The organism is Cupriavidus sp. JZ107, assembly GCF_053903255.1.
This window is the reverse complement of record NZ_CP096481.1, coordinates 1,009,284-1,023,573: the sequence shown is the minus strand read 5'-3', so window position 1 is coordinate 1,023,573 and position 14,290 is coordinate 1,009,284. Positions and strand designations below refer to the sequence as shown.

Genomic DNA, 14,290 nt, shown 5'->3' with positions numbered 1-14,290 from the left:
CACCGGTACAGGCTCCGGCGCTCGGCCAATACCGGCCCACATACCGACACCCCGCAGAACAAGGAGACCCCGATGTCCGACACCCCGCTGCCGCCCACGCGCAAGCGCTTCGACGAGGACGCCTATCTCGACCGCTGCGACGCCACCGTGCTCGCGGTACTGCCCGAGGGCATCGTGCTCGACGAAACGGTCTGCTACGCGCGCAGCGGCGGCCAGGCCGGCGATACCGGGACGCTGACGCTCGCCGACGGCAGCACGATCGCGCTGGCCGAAACCGTCTACGCACCGGATCGCAGCGCGATCCTGCACGTGCCCGCGCCCGATCAGGCGCTGCCGGTAGTGGCCCCCGGCGACCGCGTCACGGTCGCGATCGACTGGGCCCGCCGCCATCGGCTGATGCGGCTGCACACCTGCCTGCATCTGCTCGGCGCGTTGATCCCGGTGCCCGTCACCGGCTGCAACATCAACCCGGACACGGCGCGGATCGACTTCGACCTGCCCGAATCGACGCTCGACAAGGCCGAGCTCAGCGAGCGGCTCAATGCCCTGATCGCCGCCAATACGCCGGTCCGCATCGACCGCATCACGCCGGAGCAGCTGGCGGCCGAGCCCGAGCTGGTGCGCACCATCGGCGCGGCGCCGCCGGCGGGCACCGGCCAGATCCGCATCATCGAGATCCCCGGCATCGACCGTCAGCCCTGCGGCGGCACCCATGTGGCCGCGGTCGGCGAGATCGGTCCGGTAGCGGTGACCAAGATCGAGAAGAAGAGCCGCACCAACCGGCGCGTGGTGGTCAACTTCGCCGAGGGGGCCGGGCAGGCCGCCGCTTCCGCCGCCGCTTCCGCGGCCGACTCCAGCGCCGGCCCGGCGCGCGCCGCCGCATGAGTGCGATGCCGATGGATGCCGCGCTGACCGGCTGGCTCGCCGGGCTCAGCGTGACCCAGTTTGCCGCGCTGCTGTCGCTGATGACGGTCGGCCTGTTCACGCCCGGGCCCAACACCACGATCGCCGCGGTGACCGGCGCCAACTTCGGCCTGCGCGCGACGCTGCCGCACTGCATCGGCGTCGCGCTCGGCTTCGCCAGCATCCTCGCGCTGTGCGCGGCCGGTGTCGGCGCGCTGATCGTGGCGAGCCCGGTGCTGGCCACGATCGTCCATCTGGCCGGCGTGGCCTATCTGCTGTGGCTGGCCGCGAAGATCGGCCGCAGCGCCGCGCTCAGCGACCGGCAGGTGCTGGCGCCGTTGTCCGTCTGGCAATCGGTGGCGCTGCAGTACGCCAACATCAAGGCCTGGATGCTGGCGCTGGCGATCGCGGCCTCGTACATGTCGGGCGCCGCGTCGCCGCTGCAGCGCGGCCTGCTGGTGTGCGCGGTGTTCGGCGTGTTCGGCTTTCTCAGCAACGGCGCCTACGGCGCGATGGGCGCGTCGCTGCGCCAGTGGCTGCAGGTCGGCCAGCGCATCCGCTGGTTCAACCGCGCGATGGGGCTGGCGCTGGCGGCCACCGCGCTGTGGATCGCCGTCGCCGGGCGGCCCGCGATTTCGTAGTGCCACGCCGGAATACGGCCGCCCAACAAAGCCTCGCATGAACGCCACCAGGACCCTGTCATGACGCAACGCGACACCGCCGCGCCCTGTCCCCCGACTGCCGCCACGCAGGCCGACGCGCCGAGCGGCGGCATGCTGCTCGGCTTCATCGGCGTGGCGATCTTCAGCCAGACGCTGCCGTTTACGCGGATGGCGGTGGCCGAGCTCGATGCCACCTTCGTCGCGCTGGCGCGCGCGCTGGTGGCCACGCTGCTGGCGCTGGCGCTGCTGTGGCAGCGTGGCGCGCTGTCGGCGGCGCGCCGTCCGCGCGGCGGCCAATGGTTCCGGCTCGCCGTGACCGCGCTCGGCGTGGTGATCGGCTTTCCGCTGTTCTCGTCGCTGGCGATGCGCGAAGTGCCGGCCGGCCACGGCGCGATCGTGGTCGGGCTGCTGCCGCTGGCCACCGCGGTGTTCGCCGCCTGGTTCGGCCGCGAGCGGCCGTCGATGGCGTTCTGGGCCGCGGCGCTCGCCGGCAGCGCGCTGGTAGTCGCCTTCGCGCTGTGGCAAGGCGCCGGCGCGCTGCAGCACGCCGACTGGCTGCTGTTCGCCGCGATGGTGCTGGGCGCGCTCGGCTATGCCGAAGGCGGCAAGCTGTCGCGCGAGCTCGGCGGCCTCGAAACGATCAGCTGGGCGCTGGTGGTCTCGCTGCCGGCGGTGCTGCCGACGGTCGCCTGGCTGGCCGCGCAGACGCTGCCGCAGATCGCCGCCGCGTCGGCGCGCGCATGGCTCGGCATGGCCTACGTCTCGCTCTTTTCGATGTTCATCGGCTTCGTCTTCTGGTACGCCGGACTGGCAAAAGGGGGCGTGGCCCGCGTCGGCCAGATACAATTGCTGCAGCCGTTCATGACGCTGGCCGGCGGCGCCTGGCTGCTGGCCGAGCCGCTCGACGCGCCCACCATCGGTTTCGCCGTCGCGGTGATCGCGGTGGTGGCGCTGGGCCGCCGCACCGCGGTGCGTGCCGCGCCCGCTGCTGCGACTGCCGCCACGGCTGCCGCCGCCGCGTCCGCCGGCCTGCCGCCGGCACGATCCCGCTGAACCACCCCGAACTCTCGAGAACAGGAGTCTTCATGTCCGTCTATGACACCCTCGCCCGCCTGGGCATCGAACTGCCGACCGCCGGCGCCCCCGCCGCCGCCTACGTGATGGCGGCGCAGACCGGCAACACGGTCTTCCTGTCGGGCCATATCGCCCGCAAGGACGGCAAGCCATGGGTCGGCAAGCTCGGCGACCAGCTGGGCACCGAAGAGGGCAAGGCGGCGGCGCGCGCGATCGCGATCGACCTGCTGGCGACGCTGCACGCGCATGTCGGCGACCTGAACCGCGTGACGCGCATCGTCAAGGTGATGAGCCTGGTCAATTCGACGCCGGACTTCACCGAGCAGCACCTCGTCACCAACGGCTGCTCCGAGCTGCTGGCCGAAGTGTTCGGCGACAAGGGCAAGCATGCCCGCAGCGCGTTCGGCGTCGCGCAGATTCCGCTGGGCGCCTGCGTCGAGATCGAGATGATCGTCGAGGTGCAATCCGCGCAATAAGGCCAGCCCCACCGTTTCAGGCGTGCGCCCCGCGCGCATCGCCACATCGATTTGACCGACATCGCGCGGCGCCGCCGCGCGAGAACCACACCAAGAGACCATCATGCATTGGGCCATCTCCCGCCGGGCGCAACAACTGACCAGCTCGGCCATCCGCGAAATCCTCAAGGTCACCGAGCGTCCGGAAGTCATTTCGTTCGCCGGCGGCTTGCCGTCGCCCGCGACCTTCCCGGTCGCCGCGATGGAACAGGCGGTGGCCCGTGTATTCGCCGACAACCCGCACGCGGCGCTGCAGTACACCGCCACCGAGGGCTATCTGCCGCTGCGCGAATTCATCGCGCGCCGCCATGGCGTGGATGTCGAGCGCGTGCTGATCACCACCGGCTCGCAGCAGGCACTGGACCTGCTGGCCAAGGTGCTGATCGATCCGGGCAGCCCGGTGCTGGTCGAGACGCCGAGCTATCTTGGCGCGCTGCAGGCCTTCTCGCTGTTCGAGCCCGAGTTCGTCTCGCTGCCGAGCGACGACCAGGGCCTGCAGCCCGAGGCGCTGACCGCCGAGCTGACCGCCGGCGCGCGCTTCCTGTACGCGCTGCCCAACTTCCAGAATCCGACCGGCCGCCGCATGCCGCTGGAGCGCCGCCAGGCGCTGGTGCAGCGCGCCCGCGAGCTGAACGTGCTGCTGATCGAGGACGATCCGTACGGCGAACTCAGCTACACCGGCAACCAGCTGCCGACGCTGCTGTCGATGAATCCGGACGGCGTGATCTACATGGGTTCGTTCTCGAAGGTGCTGGCGCCGGGCCTGCGCCTGGGCTATGTGATCGCCCCGCCCGATCTGCATTTCAAGCTGTGCCAGGCCAAGCAGGCCTCGGACCTGCATACGCCGAGCTTCACGCAGCGCGTCGCCTACGAGACCATCCGCGACGGCCTGCTCGATACGCATATCCCGACCATCCGCGAGTTGTACGGCAACCAGTGCCGTTACATGCTGGATGCGCTGGCGCGCCATATGCCGGCCGGCGTCAAGTGGAACCAGCCCGAGGGCGGCATGTTCATCTGGATGTCGCTGCCCGAGGGGCTGGACAGCATGGCGATCCTGCAGGAGGCGGTCAAGCGCAACGTCGCCTATGTGCCCGGCGCCCCCTTCTTCGCCACCAATCCGCGGCAGAATACGCTGCGGCTGGCCTTCGTCACCGTGCCGCCCGAGCGCATCGAGCAAGGCGTGGCGATCCTCGGCAAGCTGTTCGCCGAGGCCATCGCCGCGCAGGCAGGCCAGGCGAAGGCGGCCTGATCCGCGTCGACAGGCCGCGGCACCGACCAGAACAAGGAAGACCGATATGTTGCGCATCTGGGGCCGGCTCTCTTCGATCAACGTCCAGAAGGTCGTCTGGTGCGCGCGCGAACTGCATCTCGATCACGAGCGGATCGATATCGGCGTCACGCGCGGCGACCTCGACACCGAGGCCTACGTCCGGCTGAACCCGAACCGGCTGATCCCGGTGATCGAGGACTTCCGCGGCACCGATATCGGCGGCGAGCCGTTCGTGCTGTGGGAATCGAATGCGATCGTGCGTTACCTGTGCGCGCAGTATGGCGAAGGCACGCTGTGGCCGGAGGACGTGCGCACGCGCGCTTCCGCGGACCGCTGGATGGACTGGCAGAACACCGCCTTCACGCCGGCCATGGTCGACGCCTTCGTGCAGACGGTGCGCACGCCGGCCGAGCGCCGCGACGCCGATGCGGTGGCCTGCTCGATCGCGCGCGCCGAGCCGCTGGCCGCGCTGCTCGACAAGGCGCTGACCGGGCGCGAGTTCATCTGCGACGACCGCTTCAGCATGGCCGACATCTCGCTGGCCTGCGCCGCGCACCGCTGGATGGGCATGCCGATCCGGCGCGAGCCGCGTCCGGAACTGGAGCGCTGGCTGGCCAAGATGCGCGCGCGGCCGGCGGCGTCGGGCATCCTGGTGTTGCCGCTGGCTTGATTCACGCGGGCGCCGGCATCGACGCCGGCCGCCCGCCTCCCTCTCCCCCGGAGCGGCCTCTCCTCCCCGTTCCATCGCCGCCGTGCCGGCAAGCAGACATTTCCGTTCCGCAACAATTGGAGTACGCTGCACACCGGACGCGCGCCCCGGGCAAACCCTGATTCCTGAATCCGGTTCACGCCCATCGTGACGCGATGTATCGCGGGTGACGTATAGCCGTCCTTACAATCCTTCGCTTGCTCGTGCGCGAAGCTTGGGTCACCCCTGCGCGTCCCTCGCGTGCGCAGGCAAACCGGCGAGGATCGCCCGCAGAAGGATGGCTCGCCGGCCCATCACTGAGGAGGATTCAATCGTGTGGAGTCAAGTCTACGACCCGCTCGGCAGCATGGCCCTGTCCACGCTCGCCGCGGGCGTGCCGGTCGCGGTGCTGTTGGGCGCGCTGGCGTTCTTTCATCTGCAGGCCCATCTGGCCGCCGGCCTGGCGCTGGTGGTCGGCATCGTGGTCGCCTCGGCGATCTTCGGCATGCCCGCCGCGATGGCCGGCAAGGCCGCCGGCCTGGGCATCGCATCGGGCCTGTTCCCGATCGGCTGGATCGTGCTGAACATCATCTTCCTGCACCGGCTGACCACGCTGAACGGCTCGTTCAAGGTGCTGCAGGGCTCGATCGCCGGCATCACCGAAGACAGGCGCCTGCAGCTGCTGCTGGTCGCGTTCAGCTTCGGCGCGTTCTTCGAGGGCGCGGCCGGCTTCGGCACGCCGGTGGCGGTGACCGGCGCGATCCTGATCGGCCTGGGCTTCTCGCCGCTGGCCGCTTCGGGCCTGGCGCTGATCGCCAATACCGCGCCGGTCGCCTACGGCGCGCTCGGCTCGCCGATCATCGCGCTGTCGGCCGTCACCGGCCTTGACCTGCTCGACCTGTCGGCGATGATCGGCCGCCAGCTGCCGCTGTTCTCGGTGCTGGTGCCGTTCTGGCTGATCTGGGCCTTTGCCGGCTTCCGCGGCATGCTCGAGGTCTGGCCGGCGATCCTGGTGGCCGGCGTCAGCTTCGCGATCCCGCAGTTCCTGGTGTCGAACTACCACGGCCCGTGGCTGGTGGACGTGATCGCCGCGCTGGTGTCGATGGGCTCGCTGGCGCTGTTCCTGAAGGTCTGGAAGCCGAAGAAGATCTGGACCACCACCAAGATCCTTGGCCGCCACGACGAATCGAAGGTCGACGATCCCGAGGCGGTCGCCGCCGAGGCGCGCGCCAACGCCGCTGCCGCCGGCATCTCGACCGCCAAGGCCTGGATGCCGTGGGTGATCCTGACCGTGTTCGTCTTCATCTGGGGCGTGCCGCAGATCAAGAAGGCGTTCGACGCGATCTGGTCGTGGAAGTACGCGATCCCGGGCCTGGACAAGGCGGTGCTGAAGGTGCCGCCGGTGGTGCCGCAGCAGATCGCCGAGGCCGCGGTGTTCAACTTCAACGTGCTGTCGATGGCGGGCACCGGCATCCTGGTCGCCGCCGTGGTCGGCGGGCTGCTGATGGGCTATTCGGTGCCGCGCCTGCTGCGCGAGTACTGGAACACGATCAAGCTGGTGCGCTACTCGCTGCTGACGATCTGCGCGATGTTCGGCGTCGGCTACCTGACCCGCTACTCGGGCCTGGACGCGACGCTGGGCCTGGCCTTTGCGCACACCGGCGTGTTCTATCCGCTGTTCGGCACGATGTTGGGCTGGCTGGGCGTCGCGCTGACCGGTTCGGACACCGCGTCGAACGTGCTGTTCGGCGGGCTGCAGAAGACCACCGCGGAGCAGCTCGGCCTGTCGCCGGTGCTGATGGCCTCGGCCAACAGCTCGGGCGGCGTGATGGGCAAGATGATCGACGCGCAGTCGATCGTCGTGGCCTCGACCGCGACCAAGTGGTACGGCCACGAGGGCGACATCCTGCGCTACGTATTCTTCCACTCGGTCGTGCTGGCGATTCTGGTCGGCCTGTTCGTTACGCTGCAGGCCTATGTGGAGCCGTTCACGCGGATGGTGATTCACTGATATCGCCGTCGTTCCGCGTAGGCGGGAATCCAGCGTCTTGGCATAGCCACTGGGTCCCCGCCTGCGCGGGGACGACCAATCCAACGGCAAACTGCGCCCCGCTCCTGCGGGGCTTTTTTTCGCTCACAGCGCGCAGGTACGAAACCCTACGAAGGCTGCGTCTTCCTCCGGCGCCAGCGCCAGCCGTGCACGCGCATGGCGCAGCCGCGTCGGGCCGACGAAGCAGGCGCCGCGCACGGCCTGGCAGACGCCGAAGCGCGCCTGCATCTCGCTGTCCCCGGGGCCGGGGTGCGCCGGCAACTCGGTAAAGCCGGCATAGGGCTCGTACGGTGTCGCGGTCCATTCGCGCACCATGCCCCAGCGGAAGCCACCGCGATTCTGCACCGCGGCCATTTCCCACTCGGCCTCGTCCGGCAGCCGGCGTCCGGCCCAGGCGCACCAGGCCTGCGCCTCGTACAGCGTCACGTGCCGCACCGCCTCGTCGGGATTGAGCGTGCGCAGCGTGTCGAAGCGCTGCGCCATCCAGGCGCGCGTCTGCGCATGGCGCTCCCAGTAGCGCGGCGCCGAGCGCTCCTGCGTCATCAGCCACTGGCGGCCGGCCGGCGACCACCAGTTGGGCCGCTCGTAGCCGCCGTCGTCGACGAACTCCAGGTATTGCGCGTTGGTGACCGGCGCGGCGTCGATCTCGAAGGCCGGCACATAAGTCGGCTGCGCGGGCAGTTCGTCGGGCATCGCGAAGCCGTCCGGCTCGCTCCAGCCCTGCGTGAAACGGCCGCCGGGAAACTGCAGCGTGCCGGCGTCGGGCACGCTGACCGGCGGGCGGGTCAGCGAGGGATCGTCGGGCGCCATCGCCAGCGCCTGCAGCAGTGCGGCGATCCGTTCGATCTGCGCGTCCTCGTGCTGCAGCGCGCGGCGGTAGGGATACAGCGTGTCGTCGCCATCGTCGGGCAGCAGCGCGATCCGGCGCAGCACCGCGTCGAGCACCGAGGCCGCGTAGTGCTTCAGTGCGGCAACATCGGGCAGGGCGGCTTCCCAGCGCGCATCGGGACCGATGCGTTCGGGATCGAACCACTCGTCGGCACCGTCGAGCATCGCCGGCGCGGCCGGCACCGGCAGCAGAACGCCGCCGCGGTCCTGCCATTGGACGTCGCGCAGGCACCACCATTCGGCGTGCCAGGCGAGATGGCCCAGCGTCCATAGCGGCGGATCGGCATCGTACTGGCGCGGCACGATCCAGCCGCGCCGGGCCGCGCCGAACGCGGCCAGCCAGGCCAGCGTGCGGTTGCGGCTGTCGACCAGCGCCTGCGCCAAGCCCTCGCGCGGCAGCCGCCGCGCATCGCTCCAGTCGTGCCGGCCGCCGGCGAAATACAGATCGGGAAGCATGGTGAAGCCGCTCATCGGATTGCCCGCCTCGTCAAAAGCCGCTGGAAAACCGCGCGCAGCGCGAGCGGCATGTCAGCGGGCATTATGACACCGCGGCTTTCCCCTTCCCTTCGGCCTGCCTTTTCGGCCTGCCTCTTCGGCCAGCCTCTTCCGTGCGGTCCTCGACCCTCAGGCCGGCACGCGCGCGTGGAACACCGCGAACCATTGCCGCGCGTCGGTCCAGCAGACCGGATCGGCAAAGCCCGCCTCTTCGAGCAGCGCGGCAAACCCGTCGACGCGGTACTTGTGCGAGTCCTCGGTATGGATGCGCTCGCCGGCATGGAAGGCGCGGCCGCCGCCGGTCCAGTGGACCTCGACATCGCGCACCGCCTCCAGATGCATCCGGATACGCGAACGCTGCCGGTCGAAGCTGGCGACATGGCGCCAGTCGGCCAACGCGAAGTTGGCATCGATCGCGCGATTGACGTTGCGCAGCACGTTGCGGTTGAACGCCGCGGTCACGCCCAGCGCATCGTCGTAGGCCGCTACCAGCTGCGCCTCGTCCTTGACCAGATCGACGCCGATCAGCACGCCGTCGCCCTGCCGCGCCGCCGCGCGCAGCCGCTGCAGCAGCGCCAGCGCGGCATCGGGCGCGAAGTTGCCGATGCTCGAGCCCGGATAGAAGAACAGCCGCCGGCCGTGCCGGATCGGCGCCGGCAGCGCGAGCGGCGCGCACAGGTCCGCGCCCAGCCCCAGCATCGGAATCTGTGGATGCTGCTGCTGCAGTCCGGCCAGCGTGTCGCGCAGGAACTCGACCGAGATATCGAGCGCGACATACTGGGCGGGCCGCAGCACGCCGAACAGCCGCGCCGCCTTCTGGCAATTGCCGGCACCGAGGTCGATCAGCACCCCGCCGCTGCCGCAGCGCGCGCCGATCGCACTCGCATGGGCGGCGAAGATCTCCGCCTCGGTGCGCGTCGGATAGTACTCGGGCAACGCGGTGATGGCCTCGAACAGCCGCGAGCCAAGCACGTCGTAGAAGTGCTTGGGCTGGACGCTGGCGTGCGGAGCCAGCAGACCGTCGATCAGCTCGGCGCGCTCGGCCTCGTCGTCGTGGCGGTACTGCTGCACGAAGGCGAGCGGATCGCCGAAGCGCGAGCGCGCCCTGGCCAGCGACGAGGCCACGGCGGCGGATCGAGAAGGCGGGGAAGACGAGGAAGACGAGGGAGACGATGAGGACGCTGCGGAAGACGGGGACGGTGAAGAGGCGGCGCGCGGTGCGGATCCGTTGTCCTGGCGGAGGCGGCGCGATGGCATACCGATCGGGTCAGCCGGCATAGGGTTCTTGTTCCTTCTGGTCGGTTGATGTGGCTGGATGACACTGGGCACCGCGCTGCGAGCCTTGAGCACTGAGCGCGGCGCAACCCCGAACCCCGGTCACACCGCCGCCGCCGTCTCGGCAAACGCAGCGAACGCCAGCAAACGGCCGGTGTGGGCAGAGGACACGCCGCCATCGCTGTCCGGCGGCGCATCGGCCACTGCCGATCCGGTAAGAATAGGCGCTATCGGGCTCGTCTGCCTGCCCGCCTGCCTCCGACACGCGCGCGGCGCTGTTCCGGAGCCATGGCGGGGCCAAGGCGGGACCAGGGCGGGGCTGGAAGCGGGTAAAGGCGTGGCGCGAGGCCGGGTAAACGCCATTTGCCGCAAAGGCGACAATCGCCATGAACCTCGTTTATAATCCGTGCCCAAGCAAGGCCGACCACGGCCAAGCCCCTTCAAAGGGGAGTAGCTCCAGGGCAGCCCGCCCTTAGCACAATCGTCATTACGAGCGCCGCGCCCATTGCGGCCTCCGGTTGTGCTGACCGTACCGGCGATATCGGCGTTTCGGCAATATCGCAGATCGGTCGAGCAAGACCTTTGCAACCTGGATTCATGGTTTGCAGAGGCTCCCGTCCGCGGCTGCATGACTCCAGGCGAACCGATATTTCACGTTTCCAACAGGAGAGTTCATGGAGTGGCTTACCGATCTGTTCACGATGCAGTTTCTGACGGCACTGCTGTCGATCGTCGTCATCGACCTGGTGCTCGCTGGCGACAATGCCATCGTGATCGCGCTGGCGGCGCGTAACCTGCCGCCGCACCTGCAAAAGAAGGCCATCGTCTGGGGCACCATCGGTGCCGTCGTGGTCCGTTCGGCCATGACCATCGGTGTCGTGTGGCTGCTGAAGATTCCTGGCCTGATGCTGGTCGGTGGCCTGGCGCTGGTGTGGATCGCCTACAAGCTGCTGTCCGACGAAAACGGCGAGGACGAGCATGGCGCCCCGGCAACCACGCTGGCCGGCGCGATGAAGACGATCATCATCGCCGACGCCGTGATGGGCGTCGACAACGTGCTGGCCGTGGCCGGCGCCGCGCACGGCAGCTTCCTGCTGGTGGTGCTGGGTCTGCTGATCAGCATCCCGATCGTGGTCTGGGGCTCGCGCCTGGTGCTCAAGCTGATGGCCCGCTACCCGATCATCATCTACCTGGGCTCCGGCGTGCTGGCATTCACCGCGGCCAAGATGATCCTGGGCGAACCGCTGGTCAAGCCGTTCTTCGCCGCCAACCCGGCGCTGGCCTGGCTGCTGTATGCCGTGATCATCGGCGGCGTGCTGGGCGCAGGCTATATGGTGCAGAAGCGCCGCGCGCCGGCGGTCGAAAGCCAGTAAGCGGCAAGCTGTCGTTCCCGCCCGTGCGGGAATGACAGCGATCCGATCAAGGGGCGGCTCCATCGGGGCCGCCCTTTTTTCATGCCGGCGCCCCATCGGAGCGCATCGGCTAGAATGACGCCCTGGCCCGCATGCCGCTGCGCTGCGGCCCTTTTTCCTTTCCGACGCCGATGAAACAGTATCTCGACTTCATGCGCCATGTGTACGAGCATGGCACCGTCAAGGCGGACCGCACCGGCACCGGCACGCGCTCGGTGTTCGGCTATCAGATGCGCTTCGACCTGCGCGAAGGCTTCCCGGTGGTCACCACCAAGAAGCTGCATCTGAAGTCGATCATCCATGAGCTGCTGTGGTTCCTGCAGGGCTCGACCAATGTGCGGTGGCTGCAGGAAAACGGCGTCACGATCTGGGACGAATGGGCCGACGAGAACGGCGAGCTCGGCCCGATCTACGGCTATCAATGGCGTTCGTGGCCGGCGCCGAACGGCGAGCATATCGACCAGATCGCCCAGCTGATCGAGCAGATCCGCAGCAATCCGGATTCGCGCCGGCTGATCGTGTCGGCCTGGAACGTCGGCGACATCCCCCGCATGAAGCTGCCACCCTGCCACGCGTTCTTCCAGTTCTACGTGGCCGACGGCCGGCTGTCGTGCCAGCTGTACCAGCGCAGCGCCGACATCTTCCTCGGCGTGCCGTTCAATATCGCCAGCTATGCGCTGCTGACGCACATGATCGCGCAGCAGACCGGTCTCGAAGTCGGCGATTTCGTCTGGACCGGCGGCGACTGCCATATCTACAGCAATCACGAGGAACAGGTGCGCACGCAGCTGGCGCGCGAACCGATGCCGCTGCCGAAGCTGGAAATCCTGCGCAAGCCTGATTCGATCTTCGACTACCGCTACGAGGACTTCGCGCTGGTCGGCTACCAATCGCATCCGGCCATCAAGGCCCCGGTCGCGGTATGACGCTGCTGACGCTGATCGTCGCGCGCGCGCGCAATGGCGTGATCGGCCGCGACAACACGCTGCCGTGGCGGCTGCCCGAGGACCTGGCGCACTTCAAGCGCACCACGATGGGCGCGCCGGTGATCATGGGCCGCAAGACCTGGGAATCGATCGGCCGGCCGCTGCCGGGCCGCCGCAATATCGTGGTGAGCCGCAATCCCGAACTGCGGCTCGATGGCGCGGAAACCGCGTCCTCGCTCGAGGACGCGCTGCGGCTGTGCGTCGGCGTTGAGCAGGTGTTCCTGATCGGCGGCGCGCAGCTCTATGCCGAGGCGCTGCCCAGCGCCGACCGGCTGATCGTCACCGAGATCGACGCCGACATCGACGGCGATGCGCACTTCCCCGACATCGATCCGCAACGCTGGATCGCCACCGAGCGGGAGCGGCATCATTCCGAGCCAAATGGCTTCGACTATGCGTTCGTGACGTACGAACGGGCGCCGGAGTAGTCTGCGGCAGGAATCTGCCAGCGCTGTCGCCGTGCGCACTGCACGGGCGGCACTCCCTCTCCCGCTTGCGGGAGAGGGTTGGGGAGAGGGGCCGGGCGGTTCAAGCCGTGGCGGCATTGGCCAGTGCTGCTGCCCTCTCCCCTACCCCTCTCCCGCTCGCGGGAGAGGGGAGCCGATGGCAGGCGCCCTTAGTTTCCCGCGTCTCAATTCCCCGCGATCGTCATCTGCTCGATCAGGATCGAGCCTGTCTCCTTGGTGCCGCGCACCAGCGTGTCGGCGCCGATCGCGACGATCTGGCGGAACATCTCGGCCATGTTGCCGGCGATCGTGATTTCCTCGACCGGGTACTGGATCACGCCGTTCTCGACCCAATAGCCCGAGGCGCCGCGCGAATAGTCGCCGGTCACGTAGTTGACGCCCTGCCCCATCAGTTCGGTCACCAGCAGGCCGGTGCCCAGCTTGCGCAGCATCGCCGGGAAATCGTCGCCCGGCTCCGTCAGCTTGCTGGTCAGCGCCAGATTGTGCGAGCCACCGGCATTGCCGGTGGTCTGCATGCCGAGCTTGCGGGCCGAATAGGTCGACAGGAAATAGCCTTGCACCACGCCATCGCGCACCACGTCGCGGGCACGGGTCTTGACGCCCTCCTCGTCGAACGGCGCGCTGCCCATCGCGCCCGGCACATGCGGACGCTCATGGATGTCGATATGCGGCGCGAAGACGGGCTTGCCCAGCGTGTCGTACAGGAAGGTCGACTTGCGATACAGCGCGCCGCCCGATACCGCCTGCACGAAGGCGCCCAGCAGTCCTGCCGCCAGCGGGGCTTCGAACAGCACCGGGCAGCGGCGCGTCGACAGCTTGCGCGCATGCAGCCGCGCCAGCGCGCGTTCGGCGGCGTAGCGGCCGATCGCTTCGGGCTCGGCCAGCGCCGCGGGCGCGCGCTTGGACGAATACCAGTCGTCTCGCTGCATGCCGCCGCCGCTGCCGGCGATCGGCGCGCACGAGACGAAATGGCGCGAATACGGATAGCCGCCGACGAAACCGCGCGTGGTGGCCAGCACGAACTGCGAATGCTGCGCCGATACGCTGGCGCCGTCGCTGTTGCGAATGCGCGGCGACACCGCGAAGGCCGCGGCCTCGGCACGGCGCGCGATCTCGATAGCCTGCTCGGCGTCGATGGCCCACGGGTGGAACAGGTCCAGGTCGAGCGGATCGCGTTCGAGCAGTTCCTCTTCGGCCAGGCCCGCGCAGTCGTCCTCGGCGGTGAAGCGCGCGATGTTGTAGGCGGCCTCGGCGGTGGCGCGCAGCGCGGCCGGCGAGAAGTCCGACGTGCTGGCATTGCCGCGCCGCTTGCCGATCATCACGGTCACGCCGACCACCTTGTCGCGGTTCTGCTCGATCGTCTCGACCTCGCCCTTGCGCACCGAGACCGACAGGCCGCTGCCCTCGGAAATCTCGGTGGCGGCATCGGTGGCGCCCAGTTCGCGGGCGACGCGCAGCACATCGGCTGCCATTTCGCTCAGTTGCGCCTGGGTATAGGTAAAGTGGACGTTCTGGTCGGTCATGAGATCGGACATGCGTAAGTCTGGCCTGGTAGGTCTGGCGAAGGTCGGGCGTGGCGGAGGCGATTCCGGCGGCGAGCCG

At 68.9% G+C, this 14,290-nt stretch carries 13 protein-coding genes; 10 read left to right on the top strand and 3 right to left on the bottom strand.

Annotation, left to right across the window (positions count from 1 at the left end; genetic code table 11):
* Positions 1-72: 72 nt before the first annotated feature.
* The 7 genes from M1D55_RS14215 (at position 73) to M1D55_RS14185 (ending at position 7,126) form a co-directional block, all read left to right on the top strand.
* The gene (locus M1D55_RS14215; RefSeq protein WP_456282439.1) at positions 73-885 is read left to right on the top strand and encodes an alanyl-tRNA editing protein; all 813 of its coding nucleotides are present in this window, start codon (positions 73-75) and stop codon (positions 883-885) included.
* A 5-nt stretch (positions 886-890) separates the two neighbouring features.
* Positions 891-1,544 carry a LysE family translocator gene (locus tag M1D55_RS14210; protein WP_232205891.1) on the top strand — a complete coding sequence of 218 codons (654 nt, stop codon included), beginning with the start codon at positions 891-893 and terminating at the stop codon, positions 1,542-1,544.
* A gap of 132 nt (positions 1,545-1,676) precedes the next feature.
* Complete coding sequence (locus M1D55_RS14205) at positions 1,677-2,618, top strand: DMT family transporter (RefSeq protein WP_456282708.1); 942 nt, start codon at positions 1,677-1,679, stop codon at positions 2,616-2,618.
* Between the two features lie 32 nt (positions 2,619-2,650).
* Positions 2,651-3,115 carry a RidA family protein gene (locus tag M1D55_RS14200; RefSeq protein ID WP_006579863.1) on the top strand — a complete coding sequence of 155 codons (465 nt, stop codon included), beginning with the start codon at positions 2,651-2,653 and terminating at the stop codon, positions 3,113-3,115.
* A 103-nt stretch (positions 3,116-3,218) separates the two neighbouring features.
* Positions 3,219-4,406 (top strand): aminotransferase-like domain-containing protein, encoded by a 1,188-nt coding sequence (locus tag M1D55_RS14195; protein ID WP_006579864.1) that lies wholly within the window; start codon positions 3,219-3,221, stop codon positions 4,404-4,406.
* A 46-nt stretch (positions 4,407-4,452) separates the two neighbouring features.
* A complete protein-coding gene (locus M1D55_RS14190) occupies positions 4,453-5,097 on the top strand; it encodes a glutathione S-transferase family protein (protein ID WP_456282438.1) in 645 nt (214 codons plus the stop codon).
* Positions 5,098-5,449: 352 nt separating this feature from the next.
* Positions 5,450-7,126 carry an L-lactate permease gene (locus M1D55_RS14185; RefSeq protein ID WP_023264137.1) on the top strand — a complete coding sequence of 559 codons (1,677 nt, stop codon included), beginning with the start codon at positions 5,450-5,452 and terminating at the stop codon, positions 7,124-7,126.
* A 123-nt stretch (positions 7,127-7,249) separates the two neighbouring features.
* On the opposite strand, the gene M1D55_RS14180 is transcribed toward M1D55_RS14185, so the two are convergent.
* On the bottom strand, positions 7,250-8,524 hold the full coding sequence (locus M1D55_RS14180; protein WP_456282437.1) for an SUMF1/EgtB/PvdO family nonheme iron enzyme: 1,275 nt from the start codon (positions 8,522-8,524) through the stop codon (positions 7,250-7,252).
* A gap of 153 nt (positions 8,525-8,677) precedes the next feature.
* Positions 8,678-9,673 carry an L-histidine N(alpha)-methyltransferase gene (gene egtD, locus M1D55_RS14175; RefSeq protein WP_456282436.1) on the bottom strand — a complete coding sequence of 332 codons (996 nt, stop codon included), beginning with the start codon at positions 9,671-9,673 and terminating at the stop codon, positions 8,678-8,680.
* Between the two features lie 824 nt (positions 9,674-10,497).
* Between egtD and M1D55_RS14170 the strand changes: the two genes are divergently transcribed.
* The 3 genes from M1D55_RS14170 (at position 10,498) to M1D55_RS14160 (ending at position 12,649) form a co-directional block, all read left to right on the top strand.
* Entirely contained in the window at positions 10,498-11,196 is a 699-nt protein-coding gene (locus M1D55_RS14170; RefSeq protein ID WP_006578124.1) for a TerC family protein, read from the top strand.
* A gap of 170 nt (positions 11,197-11,366) precedes the next feature.
* Entirely contained in the window at positions 11,367-12,161 is a 795-nt protein-coding gene (locus M1D55_RS14165; RefSeq protein WP_456282435.1) for a thymidylate synthase, read from the top strand.
* Entirely contained in the window at positions 12,158-12,649 is a 492-nt protein-coding gene (locus tag M1D55_RS14160) for a dihydrofolate reductase (protein ID WP_064575895.1), read from the top strand. The genes M1D55_RS14165 and M1D55_RS14160 overlap by 4 nt, the downstream gene beginning before the upstream one ends.
* A 203-nt stretch (positions 12,650-12,852) precedes the next feature.
* On the opposite strand, the gene pmbA is transcribed toward M1D55_RS14160, so the two are convergent.
* Entirely contained in the window at positions 12,853-14,223 is a 1,371-nt protein-coding gene (gene pmbA / locus M1D55_RS14155) for a metalloprotease PmbA (RefSeq protein ID WP_456282434.1), read from the bottom strand.
* Positions 14,224-14,290: the final 67 nt, after the last annotated feature.